The sequence below is a fragment of the Rhodopseudomonas palustris genome, from assembly GCF_003591005.1.
GTDB lineage: Bacteria > Pseudomonadota > Alphaproteobacteria > Rhizobiales > Xanthobacteraceae > Rhodopseudomonas > Rhodopseudomonas palustris_K.
The window spans coordinates 141,357-156,631 of record NZ_QYYD01000013.1 but is presented as its reverse complement, the minus strand read 5'-3'; the positions used below and the strand labels follow the sequence as shown (position 1 = coordinate 156,631).

The 15,275-nt window shown below is 68.0% G+C and carries 10 protein-coding genes; 5 read left to right on the top strand and 5 right to left on the bottom strand.

The window, feature by feature from the left end; genetic code table 11:
• Positions 1 to 211: 211 nt before the first annotated feature.
• The 5 genes from D4Q52_RS14410 (at position 212) to D4Q52_RS14390 (ending at position 8,200) form a co-directional block, all read left to right on the top strand.
• Positions 212 to 631, top strand: coding sequence for a globin family protein (locus D4Q52_RS14410; RefSeq protein ID WP_119857255.1), 420 nt, complete (start codon positions 212 to 214; stop codon positions 629 to 631).
• A gap of 253 nt (positions 632 to 884) precedes the next feature.
• Positions 885 to 2,117, top strand: coding sequence for an NAD(P)/FAD-dependent oxidoreductase (locus D4Q52_RS14405; RefSeq protein WP_119857254.1), 1,233 nt, complete (start codon positions 885 to 887; stop codon positions 2,115 to 2,117).
• Between the two features lie 7 nt (positions 2,118 to 2,124).
• Positions 2,125 to 3,891: a NirA family protein gene (locus tag D4Q52_RS14400; RefSeq protein WP_119857253.1), complete on the top strand. Its 1,767-nt coding sequence runs from the start codon at positions 2,125 to 2,127 to the stop codon at positions 3,889 to 3,891.
• Entirely contained in the window at positions 3,888 to 5,507 is a 1,620-nt protein-coding gene (locus D4Q52_RS14395) for a sulfite reductase subunit alpha (protein WP_119857252.1), read from the top strand. Before D4Q52_RS14400 ends, D4Q52_RS14395 begins: the two co-directional genes overlap by 4 nt.
• The gene (locus D4Q52_RS14390; RefSeq protein ID WP_119857251.1) at positions 5,507 to 8,200 is read left to right on the top strand and encodes a nitrate reductase; all 2,694 of its coding nucleotides are present in this window, start codon (positions 5,507 to 5,509) and stop codon (positions 8,198 to 8,200) included. Before D4Q52_RS14395 ends, D4Q52_RS14390 begins: the two co-directional genes overlap by 1 nt.
• Before the next feature lie 222 nt (positions 8,201 to 8,422).
• Here the strand turns inward: D4Q52_RS14390 and D4Q52_RS14385 are convergent, their stop codons facing one another.
• The 5 genes from D4Q52_RS14385 to pimA all read right to left on the bottom strand — a co-directional run bounded on the left by D4Q52_RS14385 (position 8,423) and on the right by pimA (position 15,077).
• Entirely contained in the window at positions 8,423 to 9,196 is a 774-nt protein-coding gene (locus D4Q52_RS14385; RefSeq protein WP_119857250.1) for an SDR family NAD(P)-dependent oxidoreductase, read from the bottom strand.
• Positions 9,197 to 9,394: 198 nt separating this feature from the next.
• Positions 9,395 to 10,537 (bottom strand): pimeloyl-CoA dehydrogenase small subunit, encoded by a 1,143-nt coding sequence (gene pimD, locus D4Q52_RS14380; protein WP_119857249.1) that lies wholly within the window; start codon positions 10,535 to 10,537, stop codon positions 9,395 to 9,397.
• Positions 10,538 to 10,804: 267 nt separating this feature from the next.
• Positions 10,805 to 11,995, bottom strand: a complete 1,191-nt coding sequence (gene pimC, locus D4Q52_RS14375) for a pimeloyl-CoA dehydrogenase large subunit (RefSeq protein WP_119857248.1) — start codon at positions 11,993 to 11,995, stop codon at positions 10,805 to 10,807.
• A 217-nt stretch (positions 11,996 to 12,212) separates the two neighbouring features.
• Positions 12,213 to 13,400 (bottom strand): acetyl-CoA C-acyltransferase, encoded by a 1,188-nt coding sequence (locus tag D4Q52_RS14370; protein ID WP_119857247.1) that lies wholly within the window; start codon positions 13,398 to 13,400, stop codon positions 12,213 to 12,215.
• A gap of 18 nt (positions 13,401 to 13,418) precedes the next feature.
• Positions 13,419 to 15,077: a dicarboxylate--CoA ligase PimA gene (pimA, locus tag D4Q52_RS14365; protein WP_119857246.1), complete on the bottom strand. Its 1,659-nt coding sequence runs from the start codon at positions 15,075 to 15,077 to the stop codon at positions 13,419 to 13,421.
• Positions 15,078 to 15,275: the final 198 nt, after the last annotated feature.

Below are 15,275 nucleotides of genomic sequence, written 5' to 3'. Positions count from 1 at the left end.
AGCCCGGAATCCATAACCACCGCCGGGAGTATGGATTCCGGGCCTGCGCCCCAACAGGGGCGCATCCCGGAATGACGGAGTGATGAGTGGCAAGCGTGAGACTGAGGCACCCGTCATTGCGAGCGCAGCGAAGCAATCCATACCGCGAGCACAGACTGGATTGCTTCGTCGCTTCGCTCCTCGCAATGACGACCGAACCGGAGGACCAACGATGACTCCCGACCAGATCGCCCTCGTGCAGCAGAGTTTTGCCAAGGTCGCGCCGATCTCCGACCAGGCGGCGAGCCTGTTCTACGGCCGGCTGTTCGAGATCGCGCCCGAGGTGAAGCCGCTGTTTGCGAAAGCCGACATTCGCGAACAGGGCAAGAAGCTGATGGGCACGCTGGCCGTCGTGGTCGGCGGCCTGACCGACCTGCCGTCGATCCTGCCAGCCGCCAGCCGCCTCGCCAAGGCGCATGTCGGCTACGGTGTCACCGCCGCGTACTACGCGCCGGTCGGCGCCGCGCTGCTGTGGACGCTCGAACAAGGCCTCGGCGACGCCTGGACGCCGGAGCTGAAAGAGGCCTGGACCGGCGCCTACACCACGCTGTCGACCTACATGATCGCCGAAGCTTATGGTGTGGCGGCGTGATGATGACGCTTGCGACATCGCGCGTGCGCTCGAACTCTAGCCGCGACGCACGGCGCCCCCACCCTCCCCTGGAGGGGGAGGGTCGCTCGCGCAGCGAGCGGGGTGGGGTGGCGAAGAGTTCATCCGCAGTGCCCGCGGCTCACCCCACCCGGGCACGCACCCCGCTTTGCGGGCTGCATGCCGACCCTCTCCCTCCAGGGGAGGGTGAAGATCGCTGCGGCGCCTTCGCTTTCCTGCAAGGCCAAGCGCATCCATGAGCGAGCCTCTCGTCATCATCGGCAACGGCATGGCGGCGGTGCGGCTGGTGGAGGAGCTGGCCAAGCGCGCGCTCGGCCGCTACGCGATCGCGGTGATCGGCGACGAGCCGCGGCTGGCGTATAACCGCGTGCTGCTGTCATCGGTGCTGGCGCGCGAGATCGCCAAGGCCGAGATCGAGCTGCGACCGCCGCAATGGTGGCGCGATCGCGGCGTGACGCTGCTGTACGGCGAGAGCGCCGCCGCGACCGCGATCGACGCCGGCATTCGCCGCGTCCGGCTCGCCACCGGCGCGACGCTGCCGTTTTCCAAACTGGTAATTGCCACCGGCTCGAGGCCGATCCGGCTCGCCGTCAAGGGCATGGAGCTGCCCGGCGTGCTGACCTTTCGCGATCTCAGCGACGTCGCCGCGATCGAAGCCGCCGCCTCCGGCGGCCGCCGCGCCGTGGTGATCGGCGGCGGCCTCTTGGGCCTCGAGGCCGCCTACGGCCTCGCCAAGGCCGGTGCGCAGGTCACCGTCGTGCATCTGATGGACCGGCTGATGGAGCGCCAGCTCGATCAGGTCGCCGCGACGATGCTGAAGCGCGCGGTGGAGAGCAAAGGCATCGCCGTCGAACTCTCGGCCGACACCGCGGCGATCAGCGGCGAGCGCCGCGTCGAGGCGGTGCAGCTCGCCGATGGCCGCAGCCTGCCCGCCGACCTCGTCGTGGTCGCCGCCGGCATCCGGCCCAATGTCGAGCTGGCGCGCGGCGCCGGGATCGAGATCGGCCGCGGCATTCTGGTCGATGATCATCTGCAGACCAGCCTGCCCGGCATCTACGCGGTCGGCGAATGCGCCGAGCATCGCGGCGCCTGCTACGGCCTGGTCGAGCCGGCGTATGAGCAGGCGCGCGCGCTGGCGTCGCATCTGTCCGGCGGCGACGGCGCCTATCGCGGCAGCGTGCTGGCGACCAATCTCAAAGTATCCGGCGTCGATCTGTTCTCCGCCGGCGACTTCCTCGGCGGCGCCGGCTCCGAAGCGATCACCATGACCGACCCCGGACTCGGCGCCTATCGCAAGCTGGTGATCAAGGACGGCAGACTGACCGGCTGCGTGCTGTTTGGCGATACCAGCGACGGGCTTTGGTATCTCGAACTGATCCGCTCCGGCCGTTCAATCGAAGCGATCCGAAACGACATGATGTTCGGCCGCGTGCTCGCCGAACGCGCCGAGACGGCGGTCGTGGCATGAGGGACTGATGGGCAGCGAATTCACGATCGACCAGAAGCGCTATCTCGAAGGCTTTGCCTCCGGCGTCACCGCGGCGCGGGCGCAGCGCGGCGCCCTGCCCGCCGGCGGCGCGGCGCAGCCGTCCGGCCCCGATGCGATCCACCTCGCCGCGCAGGACCGCTTCACCGCCGCCGGCAAGAAGCTCGCCGAGCAGGAGAAATGGAAGCGCGATGAGCATCCGTTCGACGCCTATCGCCGGCTGAAACAGCAGGCCAAAGACAATGTGCCGCCGAAGCCGGCCGACAATTTCCGCTGGCGCTATTACGGCCTGTTCTACGTCGCGCCGGCGCAAACGTCCTATATGTGCCGGCTGCGCATTCCCAACGGCGTGCTGAGTTCGTGGCAGATGGCGGGCCTCGCCGACATCGCCGACAGCTGCGCCGGCGGCTACTCGCACGTCACCACGCGCGCCAATCTGCAGATGCGCGAGATCGAGCCGAAGCACGCGGTGAAGCTGATCGAGGGCATCGAGAGCCTCGGCCTGTGGGCGCGCGGCTCCGGCGCCGATAACATCCGCAACGTCACCGGCTCGGCCACCGCCGGCATCGATCCGCAGGAACTGCTCGACACCCGGCCGTATGCGCGCGAGTGGCACTTCCACATCCTCAACGAGCGCGCATTGTACGGTCTGCCGCGCAAGTTCAACGTCGCGTTTGACGGCGGCGGGCTGATCCCGACGCTGGAGGACACCAACGACATCGCGTTCCAGGCGGTGACCATCGCGGATGGGTTTGGCGTGGAGCCCGGCGTGTGGTTCCGGCTCGCGCTCGGCGGCATCACCGGCCACAAGGACTTTGCGCGCGACACCGGCGTGATCGTGCGGCCCGATGAGGCGACCGAGGTGGCGGACGCGATCGTGCGCGTCTTCATCGAACACGGCGATCGCACCGACCGCAACAAGTCGCGGCTGAAATATGTGCTCGACCGGATGGGCTTCGACGGATTTCTGAAGCTCGTCGAGGAGAAGCTGGCGCGCAAGCTGCTGCGCGTGGCAGCGGAGGCCGCGCAGCCGCGGCCGGTGCAGGATCGCAGCGCGCATATCGGCGTGCACAGGCAGAAGCAGGACGAGCTGAGCTGGATCGGCGTGCGGCTGTCGCTCGGGCGGTTGTCGTCGGATCAGATGCGCGGCCTCGCCGACATCGCGCGCCGCTATGGCGACGGCGATATCCGCCTCACCGTCTGGCAGAACCTGCTGATCTCCGGCGTCGCGGATACGCGCATCGAGGACGCCATCGCGGCGATCGCCGCGCTCGGCCTCGCGATCGAGGCGACGCCGCTGCGCGCCGGACTGATCGCCTGCACCGGCGCCACTGGCTGCCGGTTCGGCGCGGCGCAGACCAAGGAAACCGCCGAAGCCATCGCGCAGCATTGCGAGCCGCGCGTCGCGCTCGACACGCCGATCAACATCCACGTCACCGGCTGCCACAACACCTGCGCGCAGCATTACATCGGCGACATCGGCCTGATCGGCGCCCGCGTGCCGATCTCCGACGAAGACAGCGTCAACGGCTTCCACATTCACGTCGGCGGCGCATTCGGCGACCGCGCCGCGATCGGCACCGAGGTGCTGCGCGACGTCAAGCAGGAGGATGCGCCGCGCGTGATCGAGCGCATGCTCGGCGTGTATTTGGCGCGGCGCGCATCGCCGGCCGAAACCTTCCTCGACTTCACCCGCCGTCACGACGAGGCCGCCTTGAAGCAACTCTTCGCCACCGCGCCGGAGACCACGGCATGAGCCAGAATATGCCGCCGCCGCTGCCGATGCTGATCCCGGACAACGCGCCGTTCTCCGACGAGCAGCGCGCCTGGCTCAACGGCTTCTTCGCCGGCCTCGTCTCGCTCGACGGCGCCGCCGTCACCGCGCTGTCGCCCGACCAAGCCGCAGCGCTGCTCGCCGGCGGCCCCGCGCCCGCTGCCGATGACGACGACGGCGGCGCGCCGTGGCACGATCAGACGCTACCAATCAGCGAGCGGATGCAACTCGCCGAGAGCAAGCCGCTGCGCTGGAAGCTGATGGCCGCGATGGCGCAGCAGGATTGCGGCCAATGCGGCTACGACTGCCGCAACTACTCGGCCGCGATCTTCGAAGGCAAGGAGACGCGGCTGAACCTGTGCGCCCCCGGCGGCAAGGACACCGCCCGCATGGTCAAGGCGCTGGCCGAACAGGTCGGCAGCGCACCGGCGGCAGCTGCCGCGCCGGCGGCTGCTAGCGAGGCTGCGCCCGCAGCGGCGCTGCCGCCGCGCGGCACCTCGCGCGACAATCCGGCGACCGCAAAGGTGCTGTCGCGCCGGCGGCTCAACAAGGGCGCCTCCGAGAAGGAGACCTGGCACATCGAGTTCGAACTGGAGGACGGCCTCGCCTACGAGGTCGGCGATTCCTTCGGGCTGTTTCCGAGCAACGATCCCAAGCTGGTCGAGCTGGTGCTGCAGGCGCTCGGCGCGCCCGGTGACTTCCCGATTGCGGACCGGACGCTACGCGCCGTGCTGACCGACGCCGTGTCGCTGGCGCCGGCGCCGGACATGCTGTTTCAGCTGATCAGCTACATCACCGGCGGCGACAAGCGGAAGAAAGCCCGCGCGCTGGCGAATGGCGAGGACCCGGACGGCGACGCAGCGACGCTCGACGTGCTCGCGGCGCTGGAGAAGTTTCCCGGCATCCGCCCCGATCCGGAAGCCTTCGTCGAGGCCCTCGATCCACTGCAGCCGCGGCTGTATTCGATCTCGTCGTCGCCGAAACCGATCCCCGGCCGGCTGTCGCTGACGGTCGATTGCGTGCGCTATACGGTCGGCCAGCGGCAGCGGCTCGGCGTCTGCTCGACCGGCCTCGCCGAGCGCGTCGCGCCGGGCGAGACGGTGCGCGTCTATGTGCAGAAGGCGCACAATTTCGCGCTGCCGGCCGATCCCAACCAGCCGATCATCATGATCGGCCCCGGCACCGGCGTGGCGCCGTTCCGCGCCTTCCTGCATGAGCGCCAGGCCGTGCAGGCGCCCGGCAAGAACTGGCTGTTCTTCGGCCATCAGCGCTCGGCTTGCGATTTCTTCTACGACGACGAACTGAACGCGATGAAGCGCAGCGGCGTCCTGACGCGACTGTCGCTGGCGTGGTCGCGCGACGGCACCGAGAAGATCTACGTGCAGGACCGCATGCGCGAGGTCGGCCGCGATCTGTGGAGCTGGCTCACCGAAGGCGCTACCATCTATGTGTGCGGCGACGCCAAGCGGATGGCCAAGGATGTCGAGCTGGCGCTGGTCGACATCGTCGCGCAGCACGGCGCGCGCACGCCGGCGGAAGCGACCGCCTTCGTCTCCGACCTGAAGAAACACGGCCGCTATCAGCAGGACGTTTACTGATGAACGCTTCCGCGCAGCATCCCCTCGCGGTGCGCACCACCTGCGCCTATTGCGGCGTCGGCTGCGGCATCCTCGCCAAGCCGGACGGACGCGGCGGCGCGGCGATCAGCGGCGATCCGGAGCATCCGGCGAATTTCGGCCGGCTGTGCTCGAAGGGCTCCGCGCTCGGCGAGACGCTGGCGCTGGAGACGCGGCTGCTGCATCCGATGCGGCGCGGCGCTGACGGCACGATGGCGCGGACGTCGTGGGACGATGCGCTGGCGAGCGTGGCGAGCGGCTTTGCCGAGACCATCGCGAAGCACGGACCGGACTCAGTCGCGTTCTATCTCTCCGGGCAATTGCTCACCGAGGATTACTACGTCGCCAACAAGCTGATGAAAGGTTTTGTCGGCTCGGCCAATGTCGACACCAATTCGCGGCTGTGCATGGCGTCCTCGGTCGCCGGCCATCGCCGCGCCTTCGGCAGCGACACCGTGCCGGGCAGCTACGCCGATCTCGACGAGGCCGATCTGATCGTGCTGGTCGGCTCCAACACGGCATGGTGCCATCCGGTGCTGTATCAGCGCATGCTCGCCAACAAGCGCGCGCGCGGCGCCAGGATCGTCGTGATCGACCCGCGCCGCACCGCGACGGTGGAGGACGACGACCTGCATCTGCCGGTCGCGCCCGGCATGGACACGGCGCTGTTCAGCGGCCTGCTGGTGCATCTCGCCGACACGGGCGCGCTCGACCACGCTTACCTCGCGGCGCACACCACCGGCTTCACTGAAGCGCTTGTGCGCGCCCGCGAGATCGCGCCGGATCTCACCGCCATCGCGGCGGCGACCGGCGTCGCGGAAGCCGACATCGCACGATTCTTCGACCTGTTCCGCGGCACCGAAAAGGTCGTCACCTGCTATTCGCAGGGCGTCAACCAGTCGGCGCAGGGCACCGACAAGGTGAACGCGATCATCAACTGCCATCTCGCCACCGGGCGGATCGGCAAGCCGGGCATGGGGCCGTTCTCGCTCACCGGCCAGCCCAACGCGATGGGCGGCCGCGAGGTCGGCGGCCTCGCCAATCAGCTCGCCGCCCATATGGGGTTCGATGCCGACGCAATCGACCGCGTCGGCCGGTTCTGGCGCGCGCCCGCCATGGCGCAGCGCGAGGGGCTGAAGGCGGTGCAACTGTTCGACGCGATCGGCCGCGGCGAGATCAAGGCGCTGTGGATCATGGCGACCAACCCCGCGGTGTCGTTGCCGCGCGCTGACTTCGTGCAGCAGGCGCTGAAGCAGCTCGACCTGCTGGTGATCTCCGAGAACGTCCTCAGCAACGACACCGTCGCGGCCGGCGCGCATATGCTGCTGCCGGCGGCGGCGTGGGGCGAGAAGGACGGCACCGTCACCAATTCGGAACGGCGGATCTCGCGGCAGCGCGCGTTCCTGCCGCTGCCGGGCGAAGCCAGGCCGGACTGGTGGATCGTCACGCAGGTGGCGCAGCGGATGGGGTTCGCGGAGGCCTTCAACTACGCGTCAGCCGCCGCGATCTTTCGCGAGCACGCGGCGCTGTCGGCGTTCGAGAACGACGGCACGCGCGATTTCGACATCGGCGCGCTCGCCGCGCTGTCTGACGATGCGTTCAACGCGCTCGATCCCGTGCAATGGCCGGCCCGCGCCGGCGCGCCGCTGGCGGACTCGCGATTCTTCGCGAATGGCGCTTACTACACGCCGGACCGCAAGGCGCGGCTGATCGCGCCGGCGCTCCCTGCGCTGCACGAAGCGCCCTCGCCCGCCTTCCCGCTGCTGCTCAACACCGGCCGTATCCGCGACCAGTGGCACACCATGACGCGCACCGGCCTCAGTCCGCGACTCGGCGCGCATTTGCCGGAGCCGTTCGTCGAGGTGCATCCGGACGACGCCGCGCAGCATGGGCTCAGCGACGGCGGCTTCGCGCGGATCTCGACACGCTACGGCGCCTGCGTGCTGAGGGTGATGATCAGCGCCGGCCAGCAGCGTGGCACGCTGTTCGCGCCGATCCATTGGAGCGGCGAGACCGCGGCGGCCGCGCGGGTCGGCGCGCTGGTGGCGCCGATCACCGATCCGTTCTCCGGTCAGCCGGAAGCCAAGGCGACGCCGGCAGCGATCGCGCCGGTGAGTCACGCGCTGCGTGGCTTTGCGCTGGCGCGCGGCGCGTTGGCGCTGCCGGCCGAGAGTTGGTGGGCCAGGATGGCAGTGCGCGGCGGCGCGGCGGCTCTGTTTGCCAGCAATGCGCCGGTGGCCGAATGGCGCGCGCAGGCCGCGGCACTGTTCGGCAGTGGCGTCGAGCTCGCCGAATATCTCGACGAACCGCGGCAAAGCTATCGTGCCGCCGCGTTCGAGGACGGCAAGTTGGTCGGCTGCCTGTTCGTCGGGCCGGCCGAAGCGGCGCCGCAATGGGACGCGGTGAAGGCGCTGTTCGAAGCCGAAGCGCTGCCCGCCCCGCAGCGCCGCGCCGTCCTGTCCGGCCGCTCCACAGACGGCCTTGCCGACCCCGGCCCGACCGTCTGCGCCTGCTTCGGCGTCGGCCTCCACACCATCCGCGACGCGATCACAAGCGGCGCCGCGGTCAGCGTCGAGGCGATCGGGAAGAGCCTGCGCGCCGGCACGAATTGCGGCTCGTGCCTGCCGGAACTGCGCAAGATCGTGGCGGGGGCAAAGGTGGTGGAGACGGCGTGAGGCTTACGCACACAGCCAGGCGCTCCTCGCCTTTGCCACTTGCGAATACACACTCAGCGTTCGTCATTCCGGGGCGCGCCTCTTGGCGCGAGCCCGGAATCCATAACCCCTATGCTTTCGATGATGAACACCGCGCCTGAGAGCAGAGGCTGCGGCGTATGGATTCCGGGCTCGCGCTACGCGCGCCCCGGAATGACAACCGAGAGGGCGGTGACGGGTCTACTACACCGACGCTGTCGTCACGCCGCCGTCGATGACGATGGTCTGGCCGGTCATGAAGGTCGAGGCGTCGGAGCCGAGATACGCCACGGCGCCGGCGATTTCGTGGGGTTCGCCGATGCGGCGCAGCGGCGTGCTCGCGGTGCGGCGCTTCAGATTAGCTTCGTCTTCCCACAGCGCGCGGGCGAAGTCGGTCTTCACCAGGCCGGGCGCGATGGCATTGACGCGCACGCCCTTCGGGCCGTATTCGCCGGCGAGGCTGCGGCACAGCGCGAAGTCGGCGGCCTTGGAGATGCCGTAGGCGCCGATCACGGTCGAGCCGCGCAGGCCGCCGATCGACGAGATGATCACGACCGAGCCCGAGCCGCGCTCGGCCATCTGCGGCATCGCGCGGGCGCACAGCCAGATGTTGCTCTTGACGTTCGAGCTCATGATCTTGTCGAAGGCTTCGTCGGGGATGTCGAGCAGCGGGCCGTAATACGGGTTCACCGCGGCGTTGCAGACCAGGATGTCGACCTTGCCGTATTTCGCGGTGGCGCCGTCGATCAGCCCATCGACCTCGGCCTTGCGCGAAATGTTGCAGGCGATGACGTGGGCGTCGCCGCCGTCCTTGCGGATGCCCTCGGCGACCTCTTCACACGCATCGGCCTTGCGGCTCGACACCACCACCTTGGCGCCGAGCTTCGCCAGCAACTCCGCCGACGCCCGCCCGATGCCGCGCGACGAGCCGGTGATGACGGCGACCTTGCCGGTGAGATCGAACGGATTGCTGGTCATGGCGGCGCTCCCTGGTTGTTGTTTGTTATTTGTCAGTGTTGGCCGTTAGCTCTCCCCGTCATTGCGAGGAGGCGCAGCCGACGAGCAATCCAGTTCCGTGCACTGCGCTGGATTGCTTCGCTTCGCTCGCAATGACGGAGAGTATTGTCGTCATTCCGGGCTCGCGCTGCGCGCGCCCGGAATGACTCGTGGATGGGCTCAGATCAGCCCGCCGCCGTTGCTGACCTGCGTCAGGTGATACTCGGTGTCGCCGAAGGTCTGCTCGATCATGGTCAGCCGCTTGAAGTAGTGGCCGATCTTGGCTTCCATGGTCATGCCGATGCCGCCGTGCAGCTGGATGGACTGCTGGCCGACGAACTTGGCGGACTTGCCGATCTGCACCTTGGCGGCCGAGATCGAGTTGGCGCGGTCCTTGGCGTCGTCGAATTCGGCCGCCATGGTGGCGAGCATGGCCATCGAGCGGGCCTGTTCGGTAGCGACGAACATGTCGGCGGCGCGATGCTGCAGCACCTGGAAGCTGCCGATCGGCACGCCGAACTGCTTGCGGGTCTTGATGTACTCGACCGTGGTGGTCAGCGACTCGTCCATCGCGCCGACCGCCTCGGCGCACAGCGCGGTGCGGGCGTCGTCGACCACCGCTTCGATCAGCGGCAGGCCGTTCGCCGGGTCGCCGATCGCCGCATCGGCGCCGACCTCGACGCCGGTGAAGGTGATATCAGCGGCGCGAAAACCGTCCTGGGTCGGGTAGCCCTTGCGCGATACGCCCTTGGCGTCGGCCGGCACCAGGAACACGCCGACGCCGCTGCGGTCGCGCTGGCCGCCCGCGGTGCGCGCGGTGACCACCAGCGTGTCGGCGGCCTCGCCGTTCAGCACCACGAACTTCTCGCCGTCGATCACCCAGCCGTCGCCCTTCTTCTTGGCGGTGGTGGTGACGTCACCGAGATCCCAGCGCGAGTTCTTCTCGAGCTGTGCGAACGCAAACGTCTTGCTGCCGTCGATGATGCCGGGCAGATGCGCGGCCTTCTGCTCAGGCGAACCGGCGCGGCGCAGGAAGCCGCCGGCGACGATCACGGTCGGTAGATATGGCTCGAGCACCAGCGAATGGCCGAGCGCCTCCATGACGATCATGGTCTCGACCGCGCCGGCGCCGAAGCCGCCGTCCTCTTCGGCGAACGGCAGGCCGAGCAGGCCCTGCTCGGCGAACTTGCTCCAGACGTCGCGGCTCCAGCCGTCCTTTTCCTTGGCGTATTTCTTGCGGCTGTCGAAATCGTACGAGGACTTCAAGAGGCCCTCGACGCTGTCCTTGAGGAGCCGCTGCTCTTCCGACAAATCAAAATCCATGGTGATGCATCCTTGAGAAATTCGAACTCTGTTTCCTCGTCATTGCGAGGAGCCCCCGGATCGGCGCTTCGCGCCGTCCGAGTGCAGGCTCCGCGATGAAGCAATCCACACTTTGCCTCGCGGCCCTGGATTGCTTCGCTTCGCTCGCAATGACGGGTACCTCGCAATGACGGACACCTGTAGGATGGGTTGAACGAAGTGAAACCCATCGCGGCGCTGCCGGCATGGGTTTCGCTGCGCTCAACCCATCCTACGACCACGCGCCGCCTACAGCCCGAGCACCGCCTTGGTGATGATGTTGCGCTGAATCTCGTTGGAGCCGCCGTAGATCGACACCTTGCGGTTGTTGAAATAGCTCGGCGCGATCTGCGCGGTCCAATCCATCGTCTCGTTAGAGTCGTCGTCGCCGTGCACGTCGTAGGGCGCGGCGAACGGGCCGATCACTTCCATGAGCAGCTCGGTGGTGGCCTGCTGGATCTCGGAGCCCTTGATCTTCAGCACCGACGACGCCGGGTTCGGCTTGCCCTTGCCGTGCTTGCCTTCATCGGCGACGACGCGCAGCTGCGTCAGCTCGAGCGCTTTCAGCTCGATCTCGACCGCGGCGAGCTTCTCGCGGAACTTGCTGTCCTCGATCACCGGCTTGCCACCGGACTCGACCGAGGCGGCCAGCTCCTTGATACGGCGGATACGCTCCTTCGACATGCCGACGCGGGCGATACCGGTGCGCTCGTTGCCGAGCAGGAATTTGGCGTAGTCCCAGCCCTTGTTTTCTTCACCGACCAGATTCTCGAGCGGCACTTCGACGTCGTCGAAGAACACTTCGTTGACTTCCTTGCCGCCGTCGATGGTCTGGATCGGGCGCACGGTGATGCCCTTCGACTTCATGTCGACCAGGATGAAGGAAATGCCGGACTGCTTCTTGGCGGTGGGGTCAGTGCGGCACAGGCAGAAGATCCAGTCGGCATATTGCGCCAGCGTGGTCCAGGTCTTCTGGCCGTTGATGATCCACTTGTCGCCCTTCTTCTCGGCCTTGGTCTTGAGCGAGGCGAGGTCCGATCCCGAGCCCGGCTCGGAGAAGCCCTGGCACCACCAATCCTCGACGCTGGCAATGCGCGGCAGGAAGCGCTGCTTCTGCTCCTCGCTGCCGAAGGTGTAGATCACCGGGCCGACCATCGACACGCCGAAGGCGAGCGGCTGCGGCGCCGGCGCGGCCTGCAGCTCTTCGTTGAAGATGTAGTGCTGCACGCTGCTCCAGCCGGTGCCGCCATATTCCTTCGGCCAGTGCGTGACGCCCCAGCCCTTCTTGTGGAGGATGCGATACCACTCCACCATGTCGTCCTTCGACGGATGCCGGCCCTCGACCAGCTTCTGCCGGGTCTTCGGCGGCACGTTGTCCTTGAAGAACTGCCGCACCTCGTCGCGAAACGCGATCTCTTCCTTGGTGAAATTCAGATCCATCGGATCCTCCTGGGGTCAATCAGCTCAGTTGTAGCTCAGTCGTCGCCGCGCCGGCAGCCCGCTCCCTCGCCCTGCTCTTGCGGGGAGAGGGCTGGGGTGAGGGGCGACGCGAGCACGAACGCTCGACTTCGCGGAGGCGCCCCTCACCCGGATTGCTGCGCAATCCGACCTCTCCCCGCGCGCGGGGAGAGGTCGCGCCGCGTTGCGCGGCGATTAGTTACTGCACGATCTCGAACAGGCCCGCGGAGCCCATGCCGCCGCCGACGCACATGGTGACCATCGCGTACTTGGCGTTGCGGCGGCGGCCTTCGATCAGCGCGTGGCCGGCGAGGCGAGCGCCCGACATGCCGTAGGGATGGCCGACCGAGATCGCGCCGCCGTTGACGTTGAGCTTCTCCGGATCGATGCCGAGCTTGTCGCGGCAGTACAGCACCTGCACGGCGAACGCTTCGTTGAGCTCCCACAGGCCGATGTCGTCGACGCTGAGGCCGTGACGCTTCAAGAGGCGCGGCACCGCGAACACCGGGCCGATGCCCATCTCGTCCGGCTCGCAGCCGTAGGAGACCATGCCGCGGAAGATGCCGAGCGGCTTGAGGCCCTTCGCGGCCGCTGTCTTGTCGCTCATGATCACCGTGGCCGAAGCGCCGTCCGACAGCTGGCTGGCGTTGCCGGCCGTGATGGTGAAGCCCTCGCCGCGCACGGCCTTGAGGCCGGCGAGACCTTCGGCGGTGGTTTCCGGCCGCGGGCCTTCGTCCTGCGACAACGTGATGTCCTTGAACGACACGTTGCCGGTCGCCTTGTCGACGACACCCATCTTGGTCGAAATCGGCGCAATCTCGTCCTTGAACTTGCCGCCCTGCTGCGCGGCGGCGGTGCGGCGCTGGCTTTCCAGCGCGTACTCGTCCTGCGCCTCGCGCGAGATGTTGTAGCGCTTCGCCACGGTTTCGGCGGTGTCGAGCATCGCCATGTAGACGTCGCCCTTGATAGCTTCGAGCGCCGGGTCGACGGCGTGGAAAGTGTTCATCTTGTCGTTCTGCACCAGCGAGATCGACTCGCCGCCGCCGCCGACCGCGACCTCGACGCCGTCGAAGATCACCGAGCGCGCCGCCAGCGCGATCGCCTGCAGGCCGGAGGCGCATTGCCGGTCGATGGTGGTGCCGGCGGTGGTGATCGGCAGGCCGGCGCGGAGCAGCGCCTTGCGGGCGATGTTGCCGCCGGTGGCGCCCTGCTGCAGCGCCGCGCCCATCACCACGTCTTCGACCTCCTTCGGGTCGATGCCGGCGCGCTTGACGGCGTGCTCGATGGCGTGGCCGAGCAGGGTCGCGCCCTCGGTGGCGTTGAGAGCGCCGCGATACGCCTTGCCGATCGGCGTGCGCGCGGTGGAAACGATAACGGCCTCGGTCATGAGCGGGCTCCTGTTGGTTTAAGCTTGGGCTTTGAGGTGGGGAGAAATCTGACTGCGTAGTTCGTGGCGCGACAGTTTGCCGACGGGGGTCCGCGGCAACTCATCGACGAATTCGACGGCGGCCGGCAGTTCGTGCTTGCCGAGCTTGCCGGTGAGGAACGCCCGCAGGTCCTCGATCGTGAACGGCGCCGCGCCGTCGCGCAGCTTCACGAACGCCTTCGCGGCTTCGCCGCGATAATCGTCCGGGATGCCGATCACGATGACTTCCTGCACGGCGGGATGCTCATAGATCGCCTGTTCGATCATCTGCGGATAGACGTTGAAGCCGCCGGAGATGATCATGTCCTTCTTGCGGTCGACCAGGAAGAAATAGCCGTCCTGGTCCATATAGCCGATATCGCCGGTGAGAAAATGGTCGCCGACGAAGGATTGCGCGGTTTCCTCGGGCCGGTTCCAATAACCCTTGGTGACATTCGGGCCGCGCACGCGGATCTCGCCGACTTCGCCCGGCGGCAGCAGCTTGGCGGGATCGTCCAGCGACACCACGTCCATCTCGATGCCCGGCAGCATCAGGCCGATCGAGCCGGGCTTGTCCGGCCCCACTGGCGGATGGCCCGTGCCGGGCGAGCAGGTTTCGGTCATGCCCCAGCCGCTCTTGAGCTGCAGGCCGGTCTTGCGCTCGAACAATCGCGCGACTTCGACCGGCAGCGGCGCGCCACCGGAACCGGCGGTGACCAGCGACGACAGATCGCGGCTCTCCAGCGACGGATCGTTGGCGAGCGCGATCCACATCGTCGGCACGCCGGGGAACGCGGTGGCGCGCTTCTCTTCGATGTCGCGGAAGACCGCCGCGACGTCGAAGCGCTGATGCAGCGACAGCAGTTCGCCGCGCTTCAGGCCACGCGTCAGAATGACCGTCAGAGCGTAGATATGGAACAGCGGCAGCACGCAGATCACGCGCGACTGACCGTTCGGCGCATCGCGGACCACGCGCCAAAGATCGAAGATCGACACCGCCGCTGTGAGATTGGCGTGCGTCAGCATCGCGCCTTTTGGCAAACCTGTCGTGCCGCCGGTGTATTGCAACAGCGCGATGTCGTGCTTGTCGATCACCGGCCAGGCGGCGGGCGGCTTGGCGCCCTTGACGAAGTCGGCGTACCGGACGACGCGCGGATCGTCCGGCAGCGGCGCCAGCGGCGCGGTCGACGAGCCCCACGCCGCGTCGGCGCAGACGATCAGCCGGTCGAGCAGGCCCTTGGCGAGAAACCTCTCGGCCATCGGCAGCAACGCGGCGGATTCGGTGGTGATCAGCACGCGCGCGCCGGAGTCGCTGAGCTTGTGCGACAGCGCGCGCTCGCCGTCGAGCGGCGACAGATGCACGACGCGCGCGCCGGCCTTCAGCGTGCCGAAGAAGTTGATCGGATGATCCGGCGTGTTGCCGAGAAACAGCGCCACCGACGCGCCGGGGCCGTAGCCGGCCGCCAGCAAGGCCGCCGCGGCGATGTCGGCGTGGTTCTGCAGCTGCGTATAGCTGATCTGTCGATCGCGGAATTCCAGCGCCGGGCGATCGGTGTAGTCCTTCGCCGCCTGCGCCAGCAGATCCGGCAAGGTGCCTGTCGCGATCTCCGCATCCCAGCGAAGGCCGGGCGGATAGTACTGCTCACCGGGATGGGTCATGCGGTCACTTCGCGATTGGAGACAAAACTGTTAGTTCGTCTATCGGATGGGGGACGACGTCGCGTTTTGGCTCCCCTCCCCCTTGCGGGGAGGGGTCGGGGGTGGGGGTCCACGACGGAAGCCTGTCCGTGTGGCGGGGGCGCCCCCGCCCCCCCCCCCCCCCCCGGGGGGGGGGGGGGGGGCCCCCCCCCCCCGGGC

Excerpts from the sequence above, each read along its gene's own strand:
- D4Q52_RS14410 (WP_119857255.1), top strand. The coding sequence starts at position 212 with ATGACTCCCGACCAGATCGCCCTCGTGCAGCAGAGTTTTGCCAAGGTC.
- D4Q52_RS14385 (WP_119857250.1), bottom strand. The coding sequence starts at position 9,196 with ATGACCAGCAATCCGTTCGATCTCACCGGCAAGGTCGCCGTCATCACC.
- pimD (WP_119857249.1), bottom strand. The coding sequence starts at position 10,537 with ATGGATTTTGATTTGTCGGAAGAGCAGCGGCTCCTCAAGGACAGCGTC.
- D4Q52_RS14390 (WP_119857251.1), top strand. The coding sequence starts at position 5,507 with ATGAACGCTTCCGCGCAGCATCCCCTCGCGGTGCGCACCACCTGCGCC.
- D4Q52_RS14370 (WP_119857247.1), bottom strand. The coding sequence starts at position 13,400 with ATGACCGAGGCCGTTATCGTTTCCACCGCGCGCACGCCGATCGGCAAG.
- pimA (WP_119857246.1), bottom strand. The coding sequence starts at position 15,077 with ATGACCCATCCCGGTGAGCAGTACTATCCGCCCGGCCTTCGCTGGGAT.
- D4Q52_RS14400 (WP_119857253.1), top strand. The coding sequence starts at position 2,125 with ATGGGCAGCGAATTCACGATCGACCAGAAGCGCTATCTCGAAGGCTTT.
- pimC (WP_119857248.1), bottom strand. The coding sequence starts at position 11,995 with ATGGATCTGAATTTCACCAAGGAAGAGATCGCGTTTCGCGACGAGGTG.
- D4Q52_RS14395 (WP_119857252.1), top strand. The coding sequence starts at position 3,888 with ATGAGCCAGAATATGCCGCCGCCGCTGCCGATGCTGATCCCGGACAAC.
- D4Q52_RS14405 (WP_119857254.1), top strand. The coding sequence starts at position 885 with ATGAGCGAGCCTCTCGTCATCATCGGCAACGGCATGGCGGCGGTGCGG.